The sequence below is a fragment of the Brinjal little leaf phytoplasma genome, from assembly GCF_978563805.1.
On sequence record NZ_CEAFKD010000004.1, the window covers coordinates 17,651 to 39,766 of the forward strand.

24 protein-coding genes and 1 tRNA gene are annotated in these 22,116 nt (G+C 21.4%); 3 read left to right on the forward strand and 22 right to left on the reverse strand.

The genetic code is table 11. The features are described from left to right. Positions 1–50 precede the first annotated feature (50 nt). The 3 genes from mutM to ACTCUI_RS01435 are packed head-to-tail and all read left to right on the forward strand — an operon-like array spanning position 51 to position 2,947. Positions 51–866 (forward strand): DNA-formamidopyrimidine glycosylase, encoded by an 816-nt coding sequence (gene mutM, locus ACTCUI_RS01425; RefSeq protein WP_463431075.1) that lies wholly within the window; start codon positions 51–53, stop codon positions 864–866. A 48-nt stretch (positions 867–914) separates the two neighbouring features. Then, complete coding sequence (locus ACTCUI_RS01430) at positions 915–2,114, forward strand: DnaD domain protein (protein ID WP_463431077.1); 1,200 nt, start codon at positions 915–917, stop codon at positions 2,112–2,114. A 20-nt stretch (positions 2,115–2,134) separates the two neighbouring features. After that, on the forward strand, positions 2,135–2,947 hold the full coding sequence (locus tag ACTCUI_RS01435) for an ATP-binding protein (RefSeq protein ID WP_463431079.1): 813 nt from the start codon (positions 2,135–2,137) through the stop codon (positions 2,945–2,947). A 371-nt stretch (positions 2,948–3,318) separates the two neighbouring features. Here the strand turns inward: ACTCUI_RS01435 and ACTCUI_RS01440 are convergent, their stop codons facing one another. The 22 genes from ACTCUI_RS01440 to tig form a co-directional block, all read right to left on the reverse strand. Then, a complete protein-coding gene (locus ACTCUI_RS01440; protein WP_463431081.1) occupies positions 3,319–3,738 on the reverse strand; it encodes an OsmC family protein in 420 nt (139 codons plus the stop codon). Positions 3,739–3,793: 55 nt separating this feature from the next. Then, complete coding sequence (locus tag ACTCUI_RS01445) at positions 3,794–4,138, reverse strand: hypothetical protein (RefSeq protein WP_463431083.1); 345 nt, start codon at positions 4,136–4,138, stop codon at positions 3,794–3,796. 16 nt (positions 4,139–4,154) lie between these two features. Continuing rightward, the gene (locus tag ACTCUI_RS01450) at positions 4,155–4,358 is read right to left on the reverse strand and encodes a YneF family protein (RefSeq protein ID WP_463431085.1); all 204 of its coding nucleotides are present in this window, start codon (positions 4,356–4,358) and stop codon (positions 4,155–4,157) included. 122 nt (positions 4,359–4,480) lie between these two features. Beyond that, positions 4,481–5,044 (reverse strand): 16S rRNA (guanine(966)-N(2))-methyltransferase RsmD, encoded by a 564-nt coding sequence (gene rsmD / locus ACTCUI_RS01455; protein ID WP_463431087.1) that lies wholly within the window; start codon positions 5,042–5,044, stop codon positions 4,481–4,483. Positions 5,045–5,048: 4 nt separating this feature from the next. Next, complete coding sequence (yqeK, locus tag ACTCUI_RS01460; protein ID WP_463431089.1) at positions 5,049–5,612, reverse strand: bis(5'-nucleosyl)-tetraphosphatase (symmetrical) YqeK; 564 nt, start codon at positions 5,610–5,612, stop codon at positions 5,049–5,051. 23 nt (positions 5,613–5,635) lie between these two features. Continuing rightward, positions 5,636–6,190, reverse strand: coding sequence for a YqeG family HAD IIIA-type phosphatase (locus tag ACTCUI_RS01465; protein WP_463431091.1), 555 nt, complete (start codon positions 6,188–6,190; stop codon positions 5,636–5,638). Positions 6,191–6,195: 5 nt separating this feature from the next. Then, positions 6,196–6,669 (reverse strand): transcription elongation factor GreA, encoded by a 474-nt coding sequence (gene greA, locus ACTCUI_RS01470; protein ID WP_463431093.1) that lies wholly within the window; start codon positions 6,667–6,669, stop codon positions 6,196–6,198. Positions 6,670–6,693: 24 nt separating this feature from the next. Then, positions 6,694–7,278 (reverse strand): O-methyltransferase, encoded by a 585-nt coding sequence (locus ACTCUI_RS01475; protein ID WP_463431095.1) that lies wholly within the window; start codon positions 7,276–7,278, stop codon positions 6,694–6,696. A gap of 12 nt (positions 7,279–7,290) precedes the next feature. Further along, entirely contained in the window at positions 7,291–7,746 is a 456-nt protein-coding gene (ruvX, locus tag ACTCUI_RS01480; RefSeq protein ID WP_463431097.1) for a Holliday junction resolvase RuvX, read from the reverse strand. Next, positions 7,743–10,382: an alanine--tRNA ligase gene (gene alaS / locus ACTCUI_RS01485; protein WP_463431099.1), complete on the reverse strand. Its 2,640-nt coding sequence runs from the start codon at positions 10,380–10,382 to the stop codon at positions 7,743–7,745. The genes ruvX and alaS overlap by 4 nt, the downstream gene beginning before the upstream one ends. A gap of 64 nt (positions 10,383–10,446) precedes the next feature. Then, positions 10,447–10,647, reverse strand: a complete 201-nt coding sequence (gene rpmF / locus ACTCUI_RS01490) for a 50S ribosomal protein L32 (protein ID WP_273585105.1) — start codon at positions 10,645–10,647, stop codon at positions 10,447–10,449. 118 nt (positions 10,648–10,765) lie between these two features. Further along, positions 10,766–10,842 (reverse strand) — tRNA-Arg (locus tag ACTCUI_RS01495). Positions 10,843–10,858: 16 nt separating this feature from the next. Continuing rightward, entirely contained in the window at positions 10,859–11,362 is a 504-nt protein-coding gene (locus ACTCUI_RS01500) for a tRNA (adenine(22)-N(1))-methyltransferase TrmK (RefSeq protein ID WP_463431101.1), read from the reverse strand. 2 nt (positions 11,363–11,364) lie between these two features. Continuing rightward, on the reverse strand, positions 11,365–12,624 hold the full coding sequence (locus ACTCUI_RS01505) for a sigma-70 family RNA polymerase sigma factor (protein ID WP_463431103.1): 1,260 nt from the start codon (positions 12,622–12,624) through the stop codon (positions 11,365–11,367). Positions 12,625–12,725: 101 nt separating this feature from the next. Continuing rightward, a complete protein-coding gene (gene dnaG, locus ACTCUI_RS01510; RefSeq protein ID WP_463431105.1) occupies positions 12,726–14,615 on the reverse strand; it encodes a DNA primase in 1,890 nt (629 codons plus the stop codon). A gap of 54 nt (positions 14,616–14,669) precedes the next feature. Next, positions 14,670–16,049: a glycine--tRNA ligase gene (locus ACTCUI_RS01515; protein ID WP_463431107.1), complete on the reverse strand. Its 1,380-nt coding sequence runs from the start codon at positions 16,047–16,049 to the stop codon at positions 14,670–14,672. A 30-nt stretch (positions 16,050–16,079) separates the two neighbouring features. Further along, a complete protein-coding gene (gene era, locus ACTCUI_RS01520) occupies positions 16,080–16,967 on the reverse strand; it encodes a GTPase Era (protein ID WP_463431109.1) in 888 nt (295 codons plus the stop codon). Between the two features lie 56 nt (positions 16,968–17,023). After that, complete coding sequence (gene ybeY, locus ACTCUI_RS01525; RefSeq protein WP_463431111.1) at positions 17,024–17,440, reverse strand: rRNA maturation RNase YbeY; 417 nt, start codon at positions 17,438–17,440, stop codon at positions 17,024–17,026. 147 nt (positions 17,441–17,587) lie between these two features. Beyond that, on the reverse strand, positions 17,588–17,761 hold the full coding sequence (gene rpsU / locus ACTCUI_RS01530; protein WP_463431113.1) for a 30S ribosomal protein S21: 174 nt from the start codon (positions 17,759–17,761) through the stop codon (positions 17,588–17,590). Between the two features lie 165 nt (positions 17,762–17,926). Continuing rightward, positions 17,927–18,166 (reverse strand): hypothetical protein, encoded by a 240-nt coding sequence (locus tag ACTCUI_RS01535; protein ID WP_463431115.1) that lies wholly within the window; start codon positions 18,164–18,166, stop codon positions 17,927–17,929. Positions 18,167–18,188: 22 nt separating this feature from the next. Continuing rightward, positions 18,189–20,543: an endopeptidase La gene (gene lon / locus ACTCUI_RS01540; RefSeq protein ID WP_463431117.1), complete on the reverse strand. Its 2,355-nt coding sequence runs from the start codon at positions 20,541–20,543 to the stop codon at positions 18,189–18,191. Between the two features lie 67 nt (positions 20,544–20,610). Then, a complete protein-coding gene (tig, locus tag ACTCUI_RS01545) occupies positions 20,611–21,918 on the reverse strand; it encodes a trigger factor (RefSeq protein WP_463431119.1) in 1,308 nt (435 codons plus the stop codon). Positions 21,919–22,116: the final 198 nt, after the last annotated feature.

Below are 22,116 nucleotides of genomic sequence, written 5' to 3' on the forward strand. Positions count from 1 at the left end.
AAAAAAAATAAGGAAAATTTTCCAAAATCATTAAAGGTGAATTAAAAAAAATGCCCGAATTACCAGAAGTAGAAGTTACCATTAATTATTTAAAACAAAAAATAATTAATACAAAATTAGAAAAAATACAAATTTTTCATCCACCTTCATTACAAAGCATTCATAATTTAGACAACATAAAAGGTAAACATTTTTTAGATATCCAAAGGAAAGGTAAATTTTTATTATTTTTTTTAGAACAAAATTGGGTATTAATAGGTCATTTGAGAATGGAAGGAAAAATATATATTCATTCTTTAAAAGAATGTGATGCAATTCATAAATATGAAAATTTTCGTATTTTTTTAAATAATAATAAAGTTTTTCGATATTATGATTTTAGGAAATTTGGTCGTTTTCATTTATACAAAAAAGACAAATATTTAGAAGAAAGCGGATTAAATAAATTAGCTTTAGATCCTTTTTTAATAAAAGATATAGATTTTTTTCAAAAAATTAAAAACAAAAAAATAGCAATTAAAAAAATTTTATTAGATCAAAAAATAATTTCAGGAATCGGAAATATTTATGCTAGTGAAACGTTATTTTTAGCAAAAATTCATCCCGAAATATTAGCTAATTCTTTAAACCTAAAACAAATAAAAATTTTATTGGCTAAAGCTAAAGAAATCTTGAACAAAGCCATTTATTATGGAGGCACTTCTATTAGTAGTTTTGAAGCTTTAGGTATAAAAGGTTCTTATCAAAAAAAACTTTTAGTATACAAAAGAGATAAAGAAAATTGTCATTTTTGTAAAGAAAAAATCGAAAAAAAGAAAATAGGTAACAGAAGTTCTTATTTTTGCGTTCAATGTCAACAGATATAATTAAAAATTTAAAAATTATAAAAAAGTCAAAAGAGGATTATATTTTTTGTGCAATCATTACAAAAATTTAACATTAAAAATAATTCTATTCTAACAAATGAAGAGCAAAAAACTTTACATTTGCTGTATCAACCTTTAATAGGGTTAGGAGCTTTAAGTCTTTATAATACTTTTTATTTTCTAAATCAAAATTTTATTTTAACATTAAATTATAATCATCAATTTTTATTTGATTTATTAAATATAGATGAATCTCTTTTTATCCAATACAAAGAAAAACTTGAAGCAGTAAATATATTACAAACTTTTCGAAATTCCAAACAAGAAAAAATTTATTTTTTGCAGCCCCCTTTAAATTATGTAGATTTTTTTAAAGATCCTATATTTAGTCAATATTTATTTAGTGAAATAGGCGAAAACCTTTATTTTCAATTAAGAAATTTATTTAATAATGATAAAAATAAAATATCACTAGACAATTACGAAAATATAAGTAAAAATTTTTCAGATATTTATCGTTTTCAAGAAATAAACCTGCCCAAAACTATCAATAATAACTTAAAACATTTTAAAAATAATAAATCTTTTGTTTCGTTGCAAAAACATTTTGATTATAAATTATTTATAGACAAATTACCACAACGTTTCAAACAACCTTTTTTGTTAGAATGTAAAAGCATTGAATACATTACTAAATTAAGTTTTGTTTATGATATTAATCCTGAAAAAATGGCTACTTTATATCAAGATATTTTTCGCAATAATTATGATGAAAATATAGATTTAAATAATTTAAAAATTATGTTAAACAGAAAATATTTCAAAAAAAATATAATTTTAAAAAACGTGAAAAATATTAATAACGAAGAAAATGAAATGATACTTTATTTAAAAAATACTAATCCAAATAGAATAATACAAAATTTCACTACAAACCATAATATTTATGCTGATTTATGTGATATAACTTTTAAACTTATGGTGCAAACTGAAACTGATATCGGAGTGATTAATGCTTTACTTATGTATGTCTTAAAAATAAAAAAAAATACAAATAAAAGTTTTGTTCCTAATTTTAATTACTTCAAAACTATTTTAAATTCATGGACCAAAAAAGGTATTATTTCGGCAGAAACAGCTTTTGATTTTTTAATAGAAGAAAAAGAATTCCAAAATGATAAACCTTGCAAAAAAAATCGTCCTAAATGGTTAGATGAAGTAAAAGAAGAATTAGGTTTTAATAATTAAAAAAAGGTATCGGAAATATAATGTGTTTGTCAAAAGAATTAGATTTTAATAAAATTAAACATTATGTTCAGCAACATGAGGAAACTAAAAATTTAAAAATAAAAGACGAAGATATCATTACAGTTTATAATTATCTAAAAAATAAAAATAAAAAAAATTCTTTCGGATATCAAATGGTTTTAAAAACAAAACCTTATGTATCAGTTATATACAAAGAAACTACTGAATCTAAAAAAATTAATTTAGAAAATAATTTATATCAAAAAAATATTTTATTTAATCAAAATTTAAATTTTAATAATATTGAATTAAAAAATTTTCAAACAAACAATTCTATTTCTAAAAAAGAAGTTTTAAAAAAAATTCAAAATATAATTAAAGATTTTTCTCAAATGAACAAAAGCTTATATTTATATGGTAAATTCGGCACAGGAAAAACTTTTATTCTCAAAAGTTTAGCTAAAAGTTTAATTCAAAAAAATATTCCTGTTTTATTTATTTTTATGCCAGATTTAACAAGACAATTCAAAAATACTTGGAATAATAATGATATTTTAGAAAATAAGTTAAATTATTTGAAAAATAGTCCTTGTTTAATTTTAGATGATCTAGGTTCTGAAAATATGAATATTTTTTTTAGAGATGATATTTTCTTACCTCTTTTATATTATCGTTACGAACATAAATTACCTATTTTTTTTAGTAGTAATTTCAATGAAAAACAACTTTTAGAATATTTTGATTCTTATAAAGATTTAAATCATGATATAAAAGCTTTTAAAATAATTAGAATCATTAAACAATTAGCAGATTTCTATAATTTTGATATTTAATAAAATAACTTATAAAATAACAAAAACTTTATTTGAATTATATAATTCAAATAAAGTTTTTGTTATTTTATAAGTATGTTATTTATGTGCAAAAAAAATTTATATTATAATCTATATTGAATAAAATGTAAAAATAAATAAATAATTATTTTATATTATATTAACTTTTTACTTACCTTCAAAACCCCTAATGAAAAACGTCAAATAATTTAGAGTTTTATAAAGGGGTGTTTTTTTCATCTTTGATATAATTAAATATTTTATAAATGAACTTTATAAAAAATAAAAAATAACTTTTTTATGTTATAAACAAAAAAAATTATTTTATTCAATAAAAATTTATAAAATATGATAAAAAAATATATATAATTTTATATTTTGTCGAATAAAACAGGGTTTAAATTAATATGAGGATAATTATTAAATATTCTTGAAACTGGACATTTTTTATGAGTTAAATCCATAATTTTTTTAATTTCAACAAGAGATAAATCTTTAATACTAAAGAACAAATCAATTTGAAAATAAAAACCTTGTTGATCTTTTAAAGTATTGCATAAAATTTTTATTTTAATATTGTGGGACATATCTTTTTGAGTTATATCTAAAAGTTTTTTAGCTGTTTTATAAAAACAACAAACCAAAGATAAACTTAAAAGTTCATAAGGAGAACTATAATTTTCCTCATTATTCATTAATGCAGAAACTAATTTAGTCTTTAAACCATTTTTTATAATCCCTAAATCTTGAAATTTTGTTTCATAGTAAGCAATAAGTTGAAATTCATTCATTTTAATATCTCCCCTACGATCCTTTTCTCATTTTCAATTCTTTTAAATTAAAAAATCATTCTTTTGATAAATAAATTTTTTTTAAATACGAATCATTAAAAATTAATTTCAAAACATCTAAATTTAAACGACAAATAATTTGTTTATTATTATTTTCATTAGTTTTTACTTGAAAGACAATTCTTAAATCTAAAAGTTTTTCAGTAATTTTATGTCCTTTAGTTAGAGCAAAATCTTTCTTTTTATTTTCTGTAAAAACAGATTGTAAAATTTTTTTTTCTAAATCTCCACATTTTAATAAATATTTTTTTAATTTTTTTTTCTCATTCAAATTATAAAAAATATTCATAATATAAAAAATACAAGGAGTTAAAAAAACAAACAAATAAATAATATTCATATTTTATTCACCTATTTTATTTATTTTTAATATTATTCATTATTTGTTTCATTTGTTTTTGACTAGGGCTTCTGCCCATCTGTTTAAATATTTCTTTAATTTGTTTTTCTGTAATAGGAGGATTTTTTTCTAAATATCGTTTAAACCAAAAAAACATTAATACAGCGCCTAATACAAGGCCTAAAACTAATCCTATTAAAGCGCTTACCGTTGAGCTCATAATATAAATAACCTGTCCCTTTATTTTTATAAATAAAATTATTCAAAAAAATAAAAAATAATCTACTAATTATTATATAAAATTTATAATAAATAAAATAATATAATAATATCAAATAATTATTATGAGTTGGATAAAATTTTGCGATAATAATTTATCTTTTTATCGCCATATTTTTTTTCTTTAAATAAAAGAAAATTATCTATTTGTAAAGGCAATAAAGTTTTAGAATGAATTTCTAAAATAATCCAACTTTTATCATTAGTGATTTTATGTAAATTTTGAAATAAAACAAAATAAAAATCTGAAAAATAAGGAGGGTCTAAAATAATTAGATCAAAAATTATTTTTTTTTTGACAAACAACCTCAACATTTTAAAAGCATCATTAAAAAAAACTTTAACTTGTTCTTTATTTAAGTTTAATTTTTTTATATTTTTTTTAATCGTTCGAATAGCTAAAAAAAAATTATCCACTAAATAAACTTGTTTAGCTTTTCTACTTAAAGCTTCAAAACCATAAGCTCCTGAACCAGAAAATAAATCTAAAACAATATTGTCATGAATAACATTTCCGATTACATCAAATAAAGATTTTCTTAACAAATGAGCAGTACTTCTTGTTTTAATAGAAGGAACAGAACTTAATTTCTGACCTTTATATTTTCCTGAAATAATATACAACATATTTTTAATTTAGTTTCTTCTTAAAAAATTCTAAAATTTTTAACTGTTCAGGAAAAATTTTAGAATTTTTACTTTTATAATATAACAAATTAAATTTTAAAAAAAAATAAATAGTCTTATCTAGATCAACTAAAGATAATTGACGTAAATAATCAATATTAGGATAATTTCTATTATGTTCTATTTTATCACTAATAAAAACTATTTTATCTAATTTAGTCATTTGAAGGCTGCCCCAAACATGTTTTTGTATAGCTTGTATAATTTGTTTATTTTTTATATTAAATTCTTTTTGAATAATAATAGATGCACTTAAAGCATGATAAAAAAAAGGAGCTTCTTTATATCTATTAATTTGAGTCTTATTTAACAAAGATAAATGAAACTCTAATGATTCGTTTTTAGTATAATCATGTAACAAAGCAGCAATTTGTATTTTTTCAATATCTACTTTATATAAACGTGCTAATTGAATAGCTTTTCTATGGACACCTAAAATATGATTGAATCTATTGATATCATTATTAAATTTTTCTTTTACTTTTTGTAAAATTTGTTCTATCAACATATTCGTAATATTTCTTTTTGTTATTATTTGATAAAATTTTGAAATTTTTTTTTATATTCTTCTAAATTATTTTTTTTAATTTTTTGAATAAAAGGCTTTTCTACCCAATAACGAGATAATTTAGTTAAAAAAGATTCATTTTTTCTATCTAAAGGCTTAACTAAAACAGAAATAATATTCATTTTATTAGCGCTCGCAATATCAGTTCTCAATTGATCGCCTATCATCATAATTTGATTAGGACTACATTTAACTAATTCCAAAAGTTTTTTAAAACCCCATATAGAAGGTTTTTTATGATACAAATTTAAATATATAAAACTTAAATTATGGCATTGCACAATATTTTGTATTTTTTTTAAAGAAGTGTTCGAAATAATGAATATTTGAAAATCCTCACTCAATTTTTTTAATAAATTTAAAACATTCGGATTTAATTTGTTTTCTTTAGAACTCAACAAAGTATTATCTAAATCAAAACATAATACTTTAATATTTTTCTTTAAAAAAAAATTATAAGAAATATTAAAAACAGAATCATAATAAAAAAAAGGTAAATATTTATTTTTATTTATCATTTATTTTAATTTACTTTTAAAATTTTAACTTTAAAAGTTTTGCCTGTATCTGATTTAATTACAACTTGATCTCCTTCTTTATAACCTTTTAGACTTTGCCCTATGGGAGATTCAATAGAAATTTTATTCATAAAAGGATTTACTTCAAAAATACCTACTAAATAAATAGTTTGTTGTCTCATATCATCTAAAAATTGTAGTGTAACTGTTTTACCAATATTAATTTCTTTATTTTGATCAGAAGTATAAATAATTTGAACATTTTTTAAAATATTTTGAATTTCTAAAATACGAGAGTCTATAAAAGATTTTTCCTCACAAGCCGCTCTATAATCAGCATTTTCGCTTAAATCCCCTTGTTCTCTAGCCTCTCTCAATGCTTCTAAATTTTTATTTCTTTTAACATTTTTAAGATATTCTAATTCCTCTTTTAATTTAACTACTCCTGATTTTGTTAATTCATACTTTTTTGTCTTCATTTTATTTATTCCTTATTTTGATTTTTATAATTTTTTTTGAGAAATACTTAAACCATCCCCAATATTTATAAAAAAAGTTTCAAAACTATCATTATTTTGCAAAAACAATTTAAAATCATTAATTTTTTGAATTAAACGTTTAGTACTGCGCGAAATTTTTTGATCATTAATATCTAAATTATGAAAATTTAAATTATCACATATAATAAATTTATTTTTATTTAAAAACATATTATATTTTTGAAATAATTTATGATATTGAACTTTAGCAGCATCAATAAAAATTAAATCATATTTTTTTTTAGGTTGATAAAAAAATGCTTCTGACCAAATAAATTCAATATCAAAGACAGTTTTATGAAAAAAATTTAAAGCTAATTTATATTTATTAAAATCTCTTTCTATAGTTTGAATATTATTATTTTCATTACTCATAACAAGAGAGCTATAACCAACACCTGAACCTATTTCCAAAATATTAACTAAATTATGCTCTTTGATTAATTTTTGTAAAAAAACACAAGTATCATCATGTATAATAGGTATTTTATGCTCAAGAGCATATTTTTTAATTTTTTTTAAATATTTTTCTTTTTCGCTTAAGAACATATATACTCAAAATCATTTTTCTATTGACTGTTCATTATTTTTATTATTATAATAATTTAAAAAATTTTGCAAAATAACACTTGCAGCTATTTGATCTTTTATTTTTTTCATTTTTTTATTTTTATTTTTTTTTATATTACATAACTGATATGCTTGTTTAGTAGACAAACGTTCATCCCATAAAATAACTTCTACAAAAGGGATTTTACTTTGTAATATCTTCGAAAAATCAATACTAATTTGAGCTTTAACACCTATATCATTATTCATATGTTTAGGATAACCCAAAACTATTGTTGTTACTTGAAAATTATCAATAATTATTTTTAAAGGATGAATTAATTCTTGATATTGATTAGTGTTAAAAAAAATTGTTTTTAAATTATTTACAATAACACCAGATTCAGAAATAGCAATACCTAATGTTTTTTCGCCTAAATCCAAACCTAAAAAAACTTTTTTTGTCATAACAAAGATTTCCAATTATTTTGCAATTCATCAAATTTGTCAATATGATCACTATATAATTGTCCAAAATTGTTACTTCCTCCACCTTTACCATTAAGTATCTTATTAACTTTTTTAATAAAATTACCTACATGAATTAATTTACTTTTGCATAAAATAAGAAGGCTATTTTTATGTTTATAACATAAACATAAAAATTCTGTTTTTAATTTATTAAATAAATAATCTAATAAAATTTTCAACATATTAGAAGTCATTTCATGATTTTCAATTACAATCATTAAATTACTTTCAATTTTTTTAGGAATGAATTTTTCAGAATATTTTATAACCTGTTCATTTGTTTTTTGTAAAATTTGTTTTTTAAATTCATTTAATGTTTGTCTTAAAAACTGTAAATAATTTTTATAATCTTGAATATATTCATAACTATCTTTGTATTTTATTTTAGATAAACTGATTTTTCTTTTAAATAAAAAATCTTGAAAATTAAAATTTGTTGTGTTAAGTTCTTTTATTTTATCATAAATTTGTTTTTCTTCTTGCAAAAAAGGATTAACTTTTTCTTCTAAAACGTCAGAAATATTATAACCAGATACTGCTTCTATTCTATAAATTCCAGAACCAATATTTTTACAATCTAAAATAACAAAGTTTTTTAAATTAATTGTATTGTTAACATGTGTTCCGCCGCATAATTGAATAGAAATATCACCGATTTTAACTACTCTCACTTTATCTTGATAAATTTTGTTTTCTATAAAATGAGCTTTTTTTTCTTTAGCTTCCGACAAAAATATTTGTTCAATAATTACTGGATATTGTCGATTAATCCATTTATTAACTTGATGTTCTATTTTCATTAGATCATTAAAAGATAAATTTTGAAAATGATTAAAATCTAATCTTAAATATTTAGAATTTAAATAAGAACCTCTTTGTTTAACGTGGTCTCCTAAAATTAATTTTAAAGCATCATATAATAAATGAGTCGCTGTATGATTACAAGAAATTTTTTGTCTATTAGAAACATCAATAAAAGCTATTACCTCTTGTCCTTCGTAAAACAAATCTTGTAAAGGAGCAACAAGAGAATTCAATTGATGCAAAATTTGATTATTAGGCAATTTTAAAACTTTCGAAACGTTCCAATTATTAATTTTACCTGTATCAAATATTTGACCGCCCATTTCAGGATAAAAAGGAGTTTTTTCTAAAACAATGCCTTCAGCAAAAACTTTTAAAACTTTAGTTTTAACATTGAATTCATTATAACCAACAAAATAACTTTTTTCTTTGAAATTCAAAAAAAACTCATTTTGTTTATTCATATTATGTTTAATATTTTGAGTGCCACGTGATAATTTTTTTTGTTTTTCTAAATAAGCTTGAAATTCTAACTCATCAACATGAATATTATTTTGATTTGCATACTCTAAAATCATATCTTTAGGTAAGCCATAAGTATCATAAAGTTTAAAAAAATTTTCACCTGAAAGAAAATTATTATCAATAAATTTGAAAAATAATTTTTGACTTTTTATTAAACTAAATAAAAATTTTTCTTCTTCTACTTGAATAATATTTTCAATAATCTGTCTTTTAGTTCCTAAATAAGGATAAAATTCTTTCATAATATCGATAACAACAGAAACTAATTTAAATAAAAAAGGTTTTTTAAAACCTAAAGTTTGACCTTTTATAAAAGATCTTCTTAAAATTTTTTTTAAAATATATCCTCTGCCTTCATTAGCTAAAACTACTCCATCAGCAATTCCAAAAACTAAAGTTCTAATATGATCAGCAATAATTCTAAAAATTTCTTTTTTTTCAAAATATTCTATTTTACTTAAATGACTAATTTTTTGAATAATAGGTAGAAAAAGATCGGTTTCGAAATTAGTTTTTGTATTTTGAAAAATACAAGCTAAACGTTCTAAACCTGAACCAGTATCAATATTTTTATTTGGTAATTCAATATAATTTTCTCTATCTTTATCTAATTCACTATTATATTGAGAAAAAACAACATTCCAAATTTCAATAAAACGATCATTTGAAATATCTTCTTTAATTAATTTTAAACCTCTATCATCATATTCAATACCGCGATCAAAAAAAATTTCTGTACAAGGACCGCAAGGTCCTTCGCCAATTTCCCAAAAATTAGTGTTCAAAGAAATTAAATGTTCAGGGTGAATTCCTTTTTTTAACCAAAAATTATATGTTGCTTGATCTTTATAAAAATAAGTAATATACAAACGATCTTGAGGCAAATTAAACCATTTTTCAGATATCAACAATTCATAAACTAAATCTATAGTTTCTTTTTTAAAGTAATCACCTATTGAAAAATTACCTAACATTTCGAAAAAAGTATGATGAATAGCAGTTTTGCCTACATTATCAATATCATTAGTCCTTAAACATTTTTGAATACTTACTATTTTGGAAAAACACACTTTTTCAGAACCATCAAAATACTTTTTCAAAGGTACTACCCCAGCATTAACCCATAACAAGCTAGAATCAGAAGAATCAGGAATTAAGGAAAATGAATCTTTTAGTTTATGACCTTTAGTAATAAAAAAATCTAACCACATTTTACGAATCTGATTAGCAGTCATTTTTTTCATTGAATAGTTTTTCCTTTTGGATATTTTAAAATATTTTTATCATAATAAAAAATTATAATTTGTTTTAATCTTTTGCTCTTTTTGTTTTATTTTTCTTCATTAAAATTAATTGCCCTTTATAATAAGGACTATTAGAAGTTATACGATGTGATAAAGTGAAATTATTAGTTTCAGGACAAACAACTAAATTAGGTTTATTTAATTTTTGATGAGTACGTCTTTTTCTTTTTGCAGTTTTACTAGTTCGTCTAAAAGGAACAGCCATATTTTATATTTCCTCTTCTTTTTTTGTTATCAAATAAAAATTTAAACCAAACTTTTATTTGATAACAAAATATTTTTTTCTTAAATAAAATAAATATTTATATCAAAATTGAAATAAATGGCGTTTGAGAAGGGATTCGAACCCCTGACCGACGGCTTAGAAGGCCGTTGCTCTATCCTGCTGAGCTACTCAAACTTTTTTCTAAATCAATTTATATTATACTTGAAATATTCTTTTTTTTCAACTCATTATAACATTTTTTATTTTTTGATTCCATTTGACGATATACTTTTAAAAATATATAATGAAATTTATCATAAAAATTATAATAATCTAAAATAACAAAATTATTTTTATTCAACCAATCAATTAAATAATGTATTTTGCCTTGGCACCCTAACAAAAAATGTTTATTAATATAAGCAGTTTTGTCCAAAATATTGATGATAGTATGAGGACCCATGCCACAAATCAAAGCCAAATCAAAATAATCATTTATATTGTCAAAACCATCACTTAAATAAAAATGAACAGGATAATTTTTTAAATTTTGACGAGCTCTTTCTAAAGGTTGACTTTTATTATCACAAGCAATGCCTTTTTTAATATACTTCAAATCTAATGCTTTTTTTAAAACTAAACCATGATCTGCACCAATATCAGCTACTATATCATAACCCTTTAATAAAGAAGCGATAAAACCAATTCTTTTCATTTTTATTTTTTAGTAATATTATTATATAATAACTTTAATTTATTTTGTTTAGAAGGGCTTCTTAAACGTCTCAAAGCTTTAGCTTCTATTTGACGAATTCTTTCACGAGTGACTCCAAATTTAGCACCTAATTCTTCTAAAGTATAAACATGTCCATCTTCTGCAAGACCATAACGCATTTTGATAACTTGTTCTTCTTTATCTGTTAAAGTTTCTTCTAAAGATTCGAATAAAGTTTTTTTTAACATCTCTTGTAACATATAGTCATGAGGAGAAATAACATTAGGATCATTAACAAAATCTCCTAAAGAAGAATCATCTTCTTCTCGAGCTGAAGTCTCTAAAGAAATAGTTTCTTTTTCTATCATTTGAATATCAATAATGTCTTTTTTTTCGATATTCATTTCCATAGCTAATTCTTGATTATCTACTTTACGTAAAAGAACTTGCGTCAATTCTCCTACACAACGAGAAATTTTATTCATTGTTTCGATAATATGAACTGGGATTCTAATTGTTCTAGCTTGATCAGCTACAGCTCTTGTAATAGCTTGTCTAATCCACCAAGTAGCATAAGTAGAAAATTTAAAACCTTTAGTATAATCAAACTTATTAACTGCTCTCATCAAACCCATATTACCTTCTTGAATTAAATCTAAAAATAAAATTTTTCTACCTATATAACGCTTAGCTATCGACACTACCAAACGATAATTAGCTTCTATCAATTTATTCTTTGATTCTTCTGCTTTTTCTATTGTTTCATTTATTTCTTGGATTTCTTCATCAGTTAATTGTATTTCCTTATTATAATGTTTTTCTAATTTTTTTTTGGCTATTAAACTTTCATAAACTGTTTTAGATATAGATTTTTCTTCTTCTAAAGTTAATAAAGGAATTTGACCAATTTCTTTTAAATACATTTTAACAGGATCATTTACTTTAATAGAATTAGAGATTTTTTCTAATTTTAAATTTTTTTCTATATTCGCTTGATTTTTTAAATTATTATTTATTAAATATAAATTATCAAAAGAATTATTTTTTAATGATTTATTTTTTTTAGAATTCGTTTTTAATTTTTTCTCATAAATCATTAAAAATTTAAATATTTTTATATTAAAAAAATTTTCATCTTTATAAAATTGTTCTAACCATTTAACTTTTTGTTTAAAAGGGGTTATTGTAAATTGATTATGTGTTTGTTCCAATCGAACATGATGATTTTTATAAATTTTCTTAAAAATTTTTCTTAAATTCATATATTTTTCCTTTTTAATAAATTACAAAAATTATTTTTTTATATTCGATAAAAAAAATAAAAAAAAGTAATTCTATTTTTTAAAGAATTCTATTTAATTTTTTAAAACTGAATTTTTTCAATATTTATTAATTTTTCTTTACATTTCTTTAATTCATCAAAGAATTGATTAATTTTAACAAGATCTTCTTCTTTAAGAATTTTTTCTTGAAGAATTTGAATTTCTTTTTTTATTTCTTGTTGATTTATAAAATATTCTTCTATTTCAAAAGGATAAAAAAGTATTTTTAAATATTCTGGATTATCTATTTTCTTTTTTTGTTGAAAAACAGGATTATTTTCGACTTGAAACAATAAATTATATATTTTAGTTGAATCCTTTATATTATCTAAAAAAGATTTATAAACATTTTTAAAATTCGAAATATTTATACCGTATTGCAATTTTTCTTCATCCGTTGCATATTTGATATAATATTCTTTGATTTTACGAATTAATTCTATAATAGCATAATTAATAGTGCTATATTTATAACTTTCTTCTAAAACAAAATCAATATATTTTGAATTTAAAAATAATTCAGTTAAAATATTTCTTTCTTTGTCATTATTTTGAATAATGCCTTTTAAAGAAATTTTATCTTGTTTTTGTTTCAATAATTGATGGTTTGTTTCTTTTATAGAAATAAAAGATAATAAATTCATTTGAATTTGATACTTTTCATTTATTTTATTTTGAAAATATTGAATAGTATCTTTATTATGATATTTTAATAATGATTCAATATTTAATTTAATTTGATCTTTAGTCCAACCTTCTTGCATTAAACGATCTATTTGAATAAAAATATAATTTTTCATTCTTTCTTCTAATTTTTGTGTCAAAAAATCAATGTTATCTTGTTTCGATGTAGTAATATATTGATCTGGATCAAAACCTGAAGGTAAATTTAAAATATTAATCATAAATTTATTCTTATTTAATTCTAAAGCCATTTTGTCAGTGGCTATTTTACCTGCATAATCTTCATCTAAAGCAATGATAATTTTTGAAGCTATCGATTTTAATGATATCGTTTGGTTTCGATTCAAATGAGTGCCTAAAACAGCAATAGCATTTTTCATACCTATTTTATAAAAAGAAATAACATCAAAAAAACCTTCACATAAAATAACTTCTTTTTTCTCATGAATATCTTGTTTATGTTCGAAAAAACGATATAATAAATTTTCTTTTTTACATCGATCACTACTATTAAATAAATATTTTGGTTCTTTTTTTTCTTGAGAATCTTCAGGAAAAGAACGTCCACAAAAACCAACTATTTTACCTTCTATATTAGTCAAAGGAAACATTAAACGATTACGAAAAAAATCCAAATATTTATTTTGATCATTCATTTGTAGTTGTTTTTGTTGATTATAAGAAATTAAACCTAATTTAAGTAAATCTTCATATTTATAATTCATTTTGTCAACTAAATATTTTATCAAAGCATTATTGCTTTTATGTGAATAACCTAAACCAAATTCTTTAATTAATTCTTTATTTAGTTTTCTTTCTTTTAATAAATAATTTATTAAAGGGTGATCTTCATATTCTTTTTTTTCTAATAAAAATAATAAAGAATCTTGATAAAATTTATAAACTGATTTTAAAATCGAATCTAAAGGATTTTCAAAGGAAATTTTTTTTTCAGGTAAAACTAAATTAAATAACTCAGCTAACTGTTTAATCGCCTCTAATTCAGAAATATTTTTAAACTGGCTATAAAACTTAATGGGAGAACCACCTTTATGACAAGCCATACATAAAGCGATATTTTTTTCAACAGAAACAGAAAAAGAAGGAGTTTTTTCCTTATGAAAAGGACATAAGCCAAAAAAATTTTTCCCACTTTTTTTTAAAACAACACCAGCTTTATTTACTAATCCATAAATAGAAATTTCTTTATTTAATCTTTTAATTAAATCTTTATTTATATCAATCATAAAATTCAATTTCTATATTGAAAAAACAACCCTCTTTTTTTATTTTATAAATAATTAAAAAAATATTTTTTTTTGAACATATTCTGTAATTTCTTCGATTTTAAATCTTTTTTGTGATAAACTATCTCTTTCTCTTATAGTTACTGTATCATTTATTAAACTTTGTCCATCTATAGTACAACAAAAAGGAGTCCCTATCATATCTTGTCTTCTATATCTTTTGCCTATACTTTGATTTTCATCATAACAGACTTCAAAAAAAGAAGATAATTTTTTATATAATTCTTTAGCTTTCGAACTATGTTTACTTTTAATTAAAGGTAAAACAGCTAATTTATAAGGAGATAAAAAAGGATGTAGTTTTAAAATCAATCTTGTAGTACTATTTTCTAATTTTTCATTCGACAAACAATTAATTATAAGAGCCAAAAAAATTCTTTCAACACCTAAAGAAGGTTCAATAACAAAAGGCCAATATTTTTCTTTAGTCGCGGCATCAAAATATTGTAAATCTTTTTTAGAATATTGTTGATGTTGTTTCAAATCAAAATCAGTTCTTGAAGAAATACCCCATAGTTCATCAAATCCCCAAGGGAAATGAAATAAAATATCTGTAGTAGCATTAGAATAATGACTTAAATCATCAATTTCATAATCTTTCATTTTTAAATAATGAGAAAAAAAACCTAATTGTAAAAGAAAATTATAAGCATAATTTTTCCAAAAAACAAACCATTCATAATAGTCTTTAGGATGGCAAAAAAATTCTAATTCCATTTGTTCAAATTCACAAGTACGAAAAATAAAATTACCAGGAGTAATTTCATTACGAAAAGATTTACCAATTTGACCGACTCCAAAAGGAATTTTTTTTCTAGTAGAATGTAAAATATTTTTAAAATTAACGAAAATACCTTGACAAGTCTCTGGTCTTAAATATAAAGGGAAAGAATTTTCAATAACAACTCCTTGATGAGTCTGAAACAATAAATTAAATTTTTTAACAGATGCCCAATTTTTAGTACCTAAAATTTCATTTTGAATTAAATATTCAGTCATCTCATCAAAAGTTAATTTATTCACATTAATTTGAGGATTATGTTCTTTAATTAATTTATCAGCTCTATAACGTTTATTATTATCTTTATTTTCGGCCAAAGGATCTATAAAAGAAGATAAATGTCCTGAAGCTTCCCAAACTTGTGGATTCATTATAATAGAACTATCTATTAAAACATTATTCTCGGTTTCTTGTACGAATTTCTTGATCCAAGCTTTTTTAATATTTTGTTTTAATAAACTACCTAAAACACCATAATCAAAACTATTAGCTAAACCATTATAAATTTCACTACCTGAGTAAACAAAACCAGTTTGTTTCATAAAATTTATAATGTCTTTAAAAGAAATATTATTTATTTTATTTTCTGACATAATCTTATATAACCAATTTTAATTTTTTTATCATTTGTTTTCAGATATTACATCAAACAAAACTTTTCCTTTATTTTTCATTTTAGGATCCACTTTAACCCATAAATTTAAATAAATTTTCTTTTTTAAAAAACGACGAATATCTTTTTGAGTGGCAAGTCTAATTTTTTTTAATTTAGATCCATTAAAACCAATCAAAATTTTTCTTTGACTAATTTTTGGTACTGAAATCAAAATATCTATTTGAATAGAAAAATCTTCATTATTTATAATATTATCTAAAGAAACTGAACAAACATGAGGTAACTCTTTATCTAAATAATAAAAAATTTTTTCTCTTACAAATTCTAATATTAAGTCTTCTTTAGACAAATTAGTAGTAAAATTTTTAGAAAAATAAGGAGGTCCTTCGTCCAATAAAGATAAAATATTTTCTTTTAAAATATTTAAATTTTGTTTTTTTATACTGGATAAAGGGATAACGGCATCAAAAGTAAAATTTTTTAAATAACTTAAAATAATTTTATCAATAGAAGTTTTTTTTTTAAAAAGATCAATTTTTGTAACAATCAAAATAATTTTTTTATTATATTTTTGAAAAAAAGTTAAAATCTCTTTATCTTCTGCTCGATATTCATCATTAACAAGAAATAAAATAACTTTAACATCTTCAATATTTTTTAAAGTAACAAAGTTAACTTTAGAAATTAAAATTTTTTTTCTTTGATATATCAAACCTGGGTTATCTATAAAAATTATTTGTGAATTTTGATCATTATAAATACCTAGAATTTTGTGTTTCGTAGTGTTGGGTTTATCGCTTGCAATAGAAACTTTTTGATTTAATAAAGAATTTAATAAGGTAGATTTACCTACATTAGCTTTTCCTATTATAGAAACAAAACCTGATTTAAACACTATAAAAAAACCCCTTTATCCAAAAAAAATAAATTTAAAAAAATAAATAAAAAACATTAAATATTATGTTGTTTTAAAATGTTTTCTTGTATATCAATCATTTCTTGTAAAGATTCTTCAGTATCATCATTATAACCTTTTAAATGAAGATAACCATGAAGAGCCAAAAAAGAAACTTCTCTATCTAAACTATGTTTATTTTTTTGAGCTTGTTCAGAAGCCTTTGTTAAAGAAATAAAAATATCGCCTAAATAATTATCATAATTATCATTCGGAAAAGTTAAAACATCAGTAGGATAGTTTTTTTGACGATAATAAAAATTCATTTTTTGCATTTCACTATTACTAATAAAAACAATATTAATTTTGTTTTGAATTTTATTTTGATCCTCAATAAAAGAAAAAATTTTTATCAAAAGTTTGTTCAACTTTGTAGTCTTTTGTTTTGTTTCATTATATATTTCAACAATCATTATTATAAATATAATCTTTTCTTTAAAAATATTTTTAATTTTTTTTAATTATTTTATTTATACCTAAATTTATTTAAATCTAAAATATTATTTCTTTTAAAAAATAAAAAACACCTTATAAAAATTAGGTGAATCTTTTATTTAAACTTAATATTTTTTATTTTTAGCAAATCTTCTGCGATTTTTTCTTTCTGTACTAGGTTTTACGTAATATTCTTTTTTACGAGCTCTAGCTAAATTTCCTGATTTAGAAACATCACGTTTAAAACGGCGTAAAGTTTCATCAAAAGTTTCTTCTTTTTGTACAACAGTTTTTATCATTCAATCAACTCCTTTTTTGCAATAATTAATAAATTTAATCATCAAAAAACAACAAAAAAACATTTTAACAATTATCTCTGCATTATTAATACATTATATTCATTATTATAACATAATAATAAACATAATGTATTTTTTTAAAAAAATTTTATATTTTTTTTTGAATTATTTCGGACCAAATGTTTGTTTTAAATAAAAATAAGAAAAAACAAAATAAATAAAAACTAAACATAATATTAAACGATTTAAAAAAACTTGAGAACTATCAGGTCTATGATTACCATATTGTTCTGAAAAAATATCTATCATACTTTTTTCTATAGTAAATAAAACACCTATAATTATAAAAATACAATTAATATATATATATAAAGAATAATTAGATAGTGTTATGGGTAATTCCATTATTATAATTCTCTCCTTTTATCTAATTAATTAAAACTTTGTCAAAAACATCGTTTGCATTTTCAATAGCAATAATTTCAATTTTTTGTTTTACTTCTTCAGGAACTTCATCTAAATCTTTTAAATTATCTTTAGGAATAAAAATAGTATTCAAACCACTTCTATCAGCTGCAATAGCTTTTTCTTTTAAACCTCCTATTTGTAAAATAGAACCGGTTAAAGTGATTTCTCCTGTCATACCAACATCTTGTCTCACACATTTCTTTTTGATAGCTGATAAAACAGAAGTAGCTATAGTAACGCCGGCTGAAGGACCATCTTTAGGAATAGCTCCTTCTACAAAATGAATATGAAAATCATTATTATCAAAAATACTATAGTCAATGCCTAACTTTTCAGCATGAGATTTTAAAAAACTAAAAGAAGTTATTGCGCTTTCTTCTAAAACTTTACCTAAATGACCAGTTAAAACTAATTTGCCAGTTCCTTTATAATAAGTCACTTCAATAGGTAAAATATCACCACCAAAAGAAGTATAAACTAAACCATTCACTACTCCAATTTGGTTTTTATTATTAGCTAATAAATGTTGAAAAACGATTTTACCTAAAAAATGTTCAATATTATTAATATCTATTTTAACTTGTTTAATTTTATTAATTAAAATTTCTTTAACTGTTTTTCTAACTAAAGTGGCAATTTTTTTATTTAAATTTCTTACTCCAGCTTCTTTAGTATAATGTCTAATCAAATAAAGAATTGCTTCTCTATCTATTGAAAACTGTTCTTTATTTAATCCATGTTCTTCTAATAATTTAGGTAATAAATGTTCTTTTGCGATAATCACTTTATCTTGTTCTGTATAAGAACTTAATTCTATAATTTCTAAACGATCTCTTAAAGGTTCAGAAATATTGCTTAAATCATTGGCTGTTGTTATAAATAATACTTCAGATAAATCAAAAGGTTCTGATAAATAAAGATCTACAAAAGTTTTGTTTTGTTTAGGATCTAAAACTTCTAATAAAGAAGCACCTGGATCATGTTGAAGATTATTAACTAATTTATCAATTTCATCTAATAAAAACACTGGATTCATAACACCAACATCTTTTAAACCATTTAAAATACGTCCTGGCATGGCTCCAACATAAGTTTTTCTATGACCTTTTATTTCGCTTTCCTCTTGTAAACCGCCTAAAGATTGTTTAACAAATTTACGGCCTAAAGCTTCAGCAATCGAAATAGCTAAAGTAGTTTTTCCGACACCAGGAGGACCTACCAAACAAATAATAGTTTGAGGGTTTTTACGAGTCATTATTTTAACAGCTGAATATTCTATAATTCTGTCTTTGACTTTTTTTAAACCATAATGATTTTTTTCTAAAACCAATTCGATTTTTTTCAAATCATTAATATCTTTACTTATTCTACCCCAAGGCAAAGCAATAATAAAATCTAAATAATTACGAATAACAAAAGAATCAGCTAAAGCAGAAGAAATAGATTGATAACGAGAAAGTTCTTGTAAAGCTTTTGTCTTTATATTTTTAGGCATTTTAGAAGTATTAATTTTTCGTCTTATTTCTTCTATTTCTTCCTCTTTTTTAACTTTATCCCCTAATTCATTTTGAATAGCACGCATTTTTTCTCTTAAATAAAATTCTTTTTGGTTTTCATCAATACTACGTTTAACTTCGGAATTAATTTTATTTTCTAAATCTATGAAATCTAATTTCATTTCGATATCTTGTAAAATATAAATAAGTCTTTTATTTAAATGAGTTTCTTTTAAATATTTATATTTATATTTTTCTTCGATTTTTAAAACAAAAATAATTAAATCTGCAGCTTTTTCAGTTGTAATGCCATCTTTTATTTGTTCTAAAAAAGTGTTTTCTGACATTAATAAAAGTTGATTTATATTTAGGGCTATTCTCTCCATTATTAGTTTAATAAGAGTTTTTTCTTCTTTTAAATCGCCGAAAACAATTGGTACTTCTTTATATTTAGCAAAATATAAATCTTTATTTTTAGATATTTCTTGTATCTTAGCTCTTTTAATAATTCGAAATTTCACTTTATAAAGATCATCACTAATTTTAATAGAAACTAAAATTTTAGCTACAACTCCATATTTTTCTATATCAGATATTTTAGGACATTCTTGTAATAGATTTTTTTGTAATAAAATAACAACATAAGGACATTTATTAGTTTCAGTTAATTTCACAGCATTAATAGAAAAAGTTCTACCTATTTCAAGTCTTATATCATTAAAAGGGATTGGCACAATATCTCTAACAATAATAGCGGGTAAATCAGTAGGAATTATTTCGTTGTCCAATTCTTTTTCTTTGTTATTTTTATTAGTCATATATTTTTACATCCTTTTATGCAAAATTTTAAAAATTCCATTTCATTAAATAATTTTTTCTCAAAAATTATTGAATATTATTTTGTATATTTTGTTTTAATAAAAAAATAATAGTTTTTTGTCTTATTAAATTATCTTTCACATGTTTTATAAAAGTTTCGTTTTCTTTTATTTTTGCTATATCTACTTTATATTGATTACTAATTGTTTTATAATTTGCTTCTAATTCATCTTGAGATACTTGAATTTGTTCTTTATTACCTATTTCGTCTAATAAAAATTCTGTTTTCAACATTTTTAAAGCTTGTTCATTAAGTTCTTCTAAAAATTTTTTTTCTGTTTGATTAATTTGAACCAAATATTTCTCTAAAGTTATATTTTGAGTTTTTAATTGTTCTTCAAAATCTTTTTTTAAATTTTGAGCTTCCTCATTAACTAAAAATTGAGAAATTTTTAAAACAGAATTTTTAATTAAAAAATCTAAAATCTCTTCTTTTTGTTTATTTTCTATTTCGTTTTTTTTCTGATTAATCAATTCTTCTTTTAATTTTATTTTAAAATCTTTAACATTATTAATATTAGGTAATTTCATATTTTGAACTAATTCATCATTTAAAACAACGCTTTTTTTTCTTTTAATTTCATGTAACAAAACTTTAAAAACAACTTCTTTATCGGCAAAGTCAGCTTTTGCATAATCATGAGGAAATTTAACAATAATGTCTTTTTCTTCATTTTTTTTTAATCCTATCATACCTTCTTCGAATCCAGGAATAAATTTATTAGAACCAATTTCTAAAGTATAATTGGTCGCTGAACCTCCTTCAAATAATTGATTATTTAAATAACCTGCAAAATCAAAAACAGCAATATCACCTAATTCTATAGATGAATCGCTCTCTTTGACTTCTAAAATAGGATTATTTTCTAATAAAACATTTATTTTTTGTTGAACTTCTTCTTCTGTTACTTCTAAATTATGTTTTTTTAAAATAATATCTTTATAATTACACATTTGGATTTGAGGTTTTAAAACAAATTCTAACCCAAAATTAAAAAAATCTTTTTTTTTCATTAAATCTTCTGATTTAAAGTCAATAACTTTTGGACGCCCTATAAAATTACATTCTTTAGTATTTTGAAATATTTCTTTTAATTTTTCTTGAATTAAAACTTCAAAAGCGTCTTTATATAAAGATTGAGGATCAAAATGTTTTTCAAATATATTTCTTGTAACAAAACCTTTTCTAAAACCTTTAATTTCCACTTTATGTTTTATTTTATCAAAAACTTTATCTACTAAAATCTCAAAATCATCTTTATTTATTTGAAAATGATATTGAATAAAATCATTATTTATTTTTTTAATTTCCATGCTAATTACCTAGTTTTTTCTGAATATTTTTTATAAAAATCTTTTATTTATAATTTTTTTTACAAAAATCCAAAAATAATTATTAAAATTTAACAATATATTAATAAATTGAAATAATAAATTATATATAATATAGAAAATATTATAATACAAAAAAGTACTTACCTTTATAATTATATACATATAATTAGTTATTTC

Bases quoted from the DNA above. Each gene is read 5' to 3' on its own strand.
- rpmF (WP_273585105.1), bottom strand. From the start codon at position 10,647: ATGGCTGTTCCTTTTAGACGAACTAGTAAAACTGCAAAAAGAAAAAGA.
- yqeK (WP_463431089.1), bottom strand. From the start codon at position 5,612: ATGTTGATAGAACAAATTTTACAAAAAGTAAAAGAAAAATTTAATAAT.
- mutM (WP_463431075.1), top strand. From the start codon at position 51: ATGCCCGAATTACCAGAAGTAGAAGTTACCATTAATTATTTAAAACAA.
- ACTCUI_RS01450 (WP_463431085.1), bottom strand. From the start codon at position 4,358: ATGAGCTCAACGGTAAGCGCTTTAATAGGATTAGTTTTAGGCCTTGTA.
- ACTCUI_RS01435 (WP_463431079.1), top strand. From the start codon at position 2,135: ATGTGTTTGTCAAAAGAATTAGATTTTAATAAAATTAAACATTATGTT.
- ACTCUI_RS01440 (WP_463431081.1), bottom strand. From the start codon at position 3,738: ATGAATGAATTTCAACTTATTGCTTACTATGAAACAAAATTTCAAGAT.
- ACTCUI_RS01465 (WP_463431091.1), bottom strand. From the start codon at position 6,190: ATGATAAATAAAAATAAATATTTACCTTTTTTTTATTATGATTCTGTT.
- ACTCUI_RS01500 (WP_463431101.1), bottom strand. From the start codon at position 11,362: ATGAAAAGAATTGGTTTTATCGCTTCTTTATTAAAGGGTTATGATATA.
- ybeY (WP_463431111.1), bottom strand. From the start codon at position 17,440: ATGATTGTTGAAATATATAATGAAACAAAACAAAAGACTACAAAGTTG.
- rsmD (WP_463431087.1), bottom strand. From the start codon at position 5,044: ATGTTGTATATTATTTCAGGAAAATATAAAGGTCAGAAATTAAGTTCT.
- tig (WP_463431119.1), bottom strand. From the start codon at position 21,918: ATGGAAATTAAAAAAATAAATAATGATTTTATTCAATATCATTTTCAA.
- lon (WP_463431117.1), bottom strand. From the start codon at position 20,543: ATGACTAATAAAAATAACAAAGAAAAAGAATTGGACAACGAAATAATT.
- ACTCUI_RS01535 (WP_463431115.1), bottom strand. From the start codon at position 18,166: ATGGAATTACCCATAACACTATCTAATTATTCTTTATATATATATATT.
- ACTCUI_RS01445 (WP_463431083.1), bottom strand. From the start codon at position 4,138: ATGAATATTATTTATTTGTTTGTTTTTTTAACTCCTTGTATTTTTTAT.
- rpsU (WP_463431113.1), bottom strand. From the start codon at position 17,761: ATGATAAAAACTGTTGTACAAAAAGAAGAAACTTTTGATGAAACTTTA.
- ACTCUI_RS01505 (WP_463431103.1), bottom strand. From the start codon at position 12,624: ATGAATTTAAGAAAAATTTTTAAGAAAATTTATAAAAATCATCATGTT.
- ACTCUI_RS01515 (WP_463431107.1), bottom strand. From the start codon at position 16,049: ATGTCAGAAAATAAAATAAATAATATTTCTTTTAAAGACATTATAAAT.
- ruvX (WP_463431097.1), bottom strand. From the start codon at position 7,746: ATGACAAAAAAAGTTTTTTTAGGTTTGGATTTAGGCGAAAAAACATTA.
- greA (WP_463431093.1), bottom strand. From the start codon at position 6,669: ATGAAGACAAAAAAGTATGAATTAACAAAATCAGGAGTAGTTAAATTA.
- dnaG (WP_463431105.1), bottom strand. From the start codon at position 14,615: ATGATTGATATAAATAAAGATTTAATTAAAAGATTAAATAAAGAAATT.
- alaS (WP_463431099.1), bottom strand. From the start codon at position 10,382: ATGAAAAAAATGACTGCTAATCAGATTCGTAAAATGTGGTTAGATTTT.
- ACTCUI_RS01475 (WP_463431095.1), bottom strand. From the start codon at position 7,278: ATGTTCTTAAGCGAAAAAGAAAAATATTTAAAAAAAATTAAAAAATAT.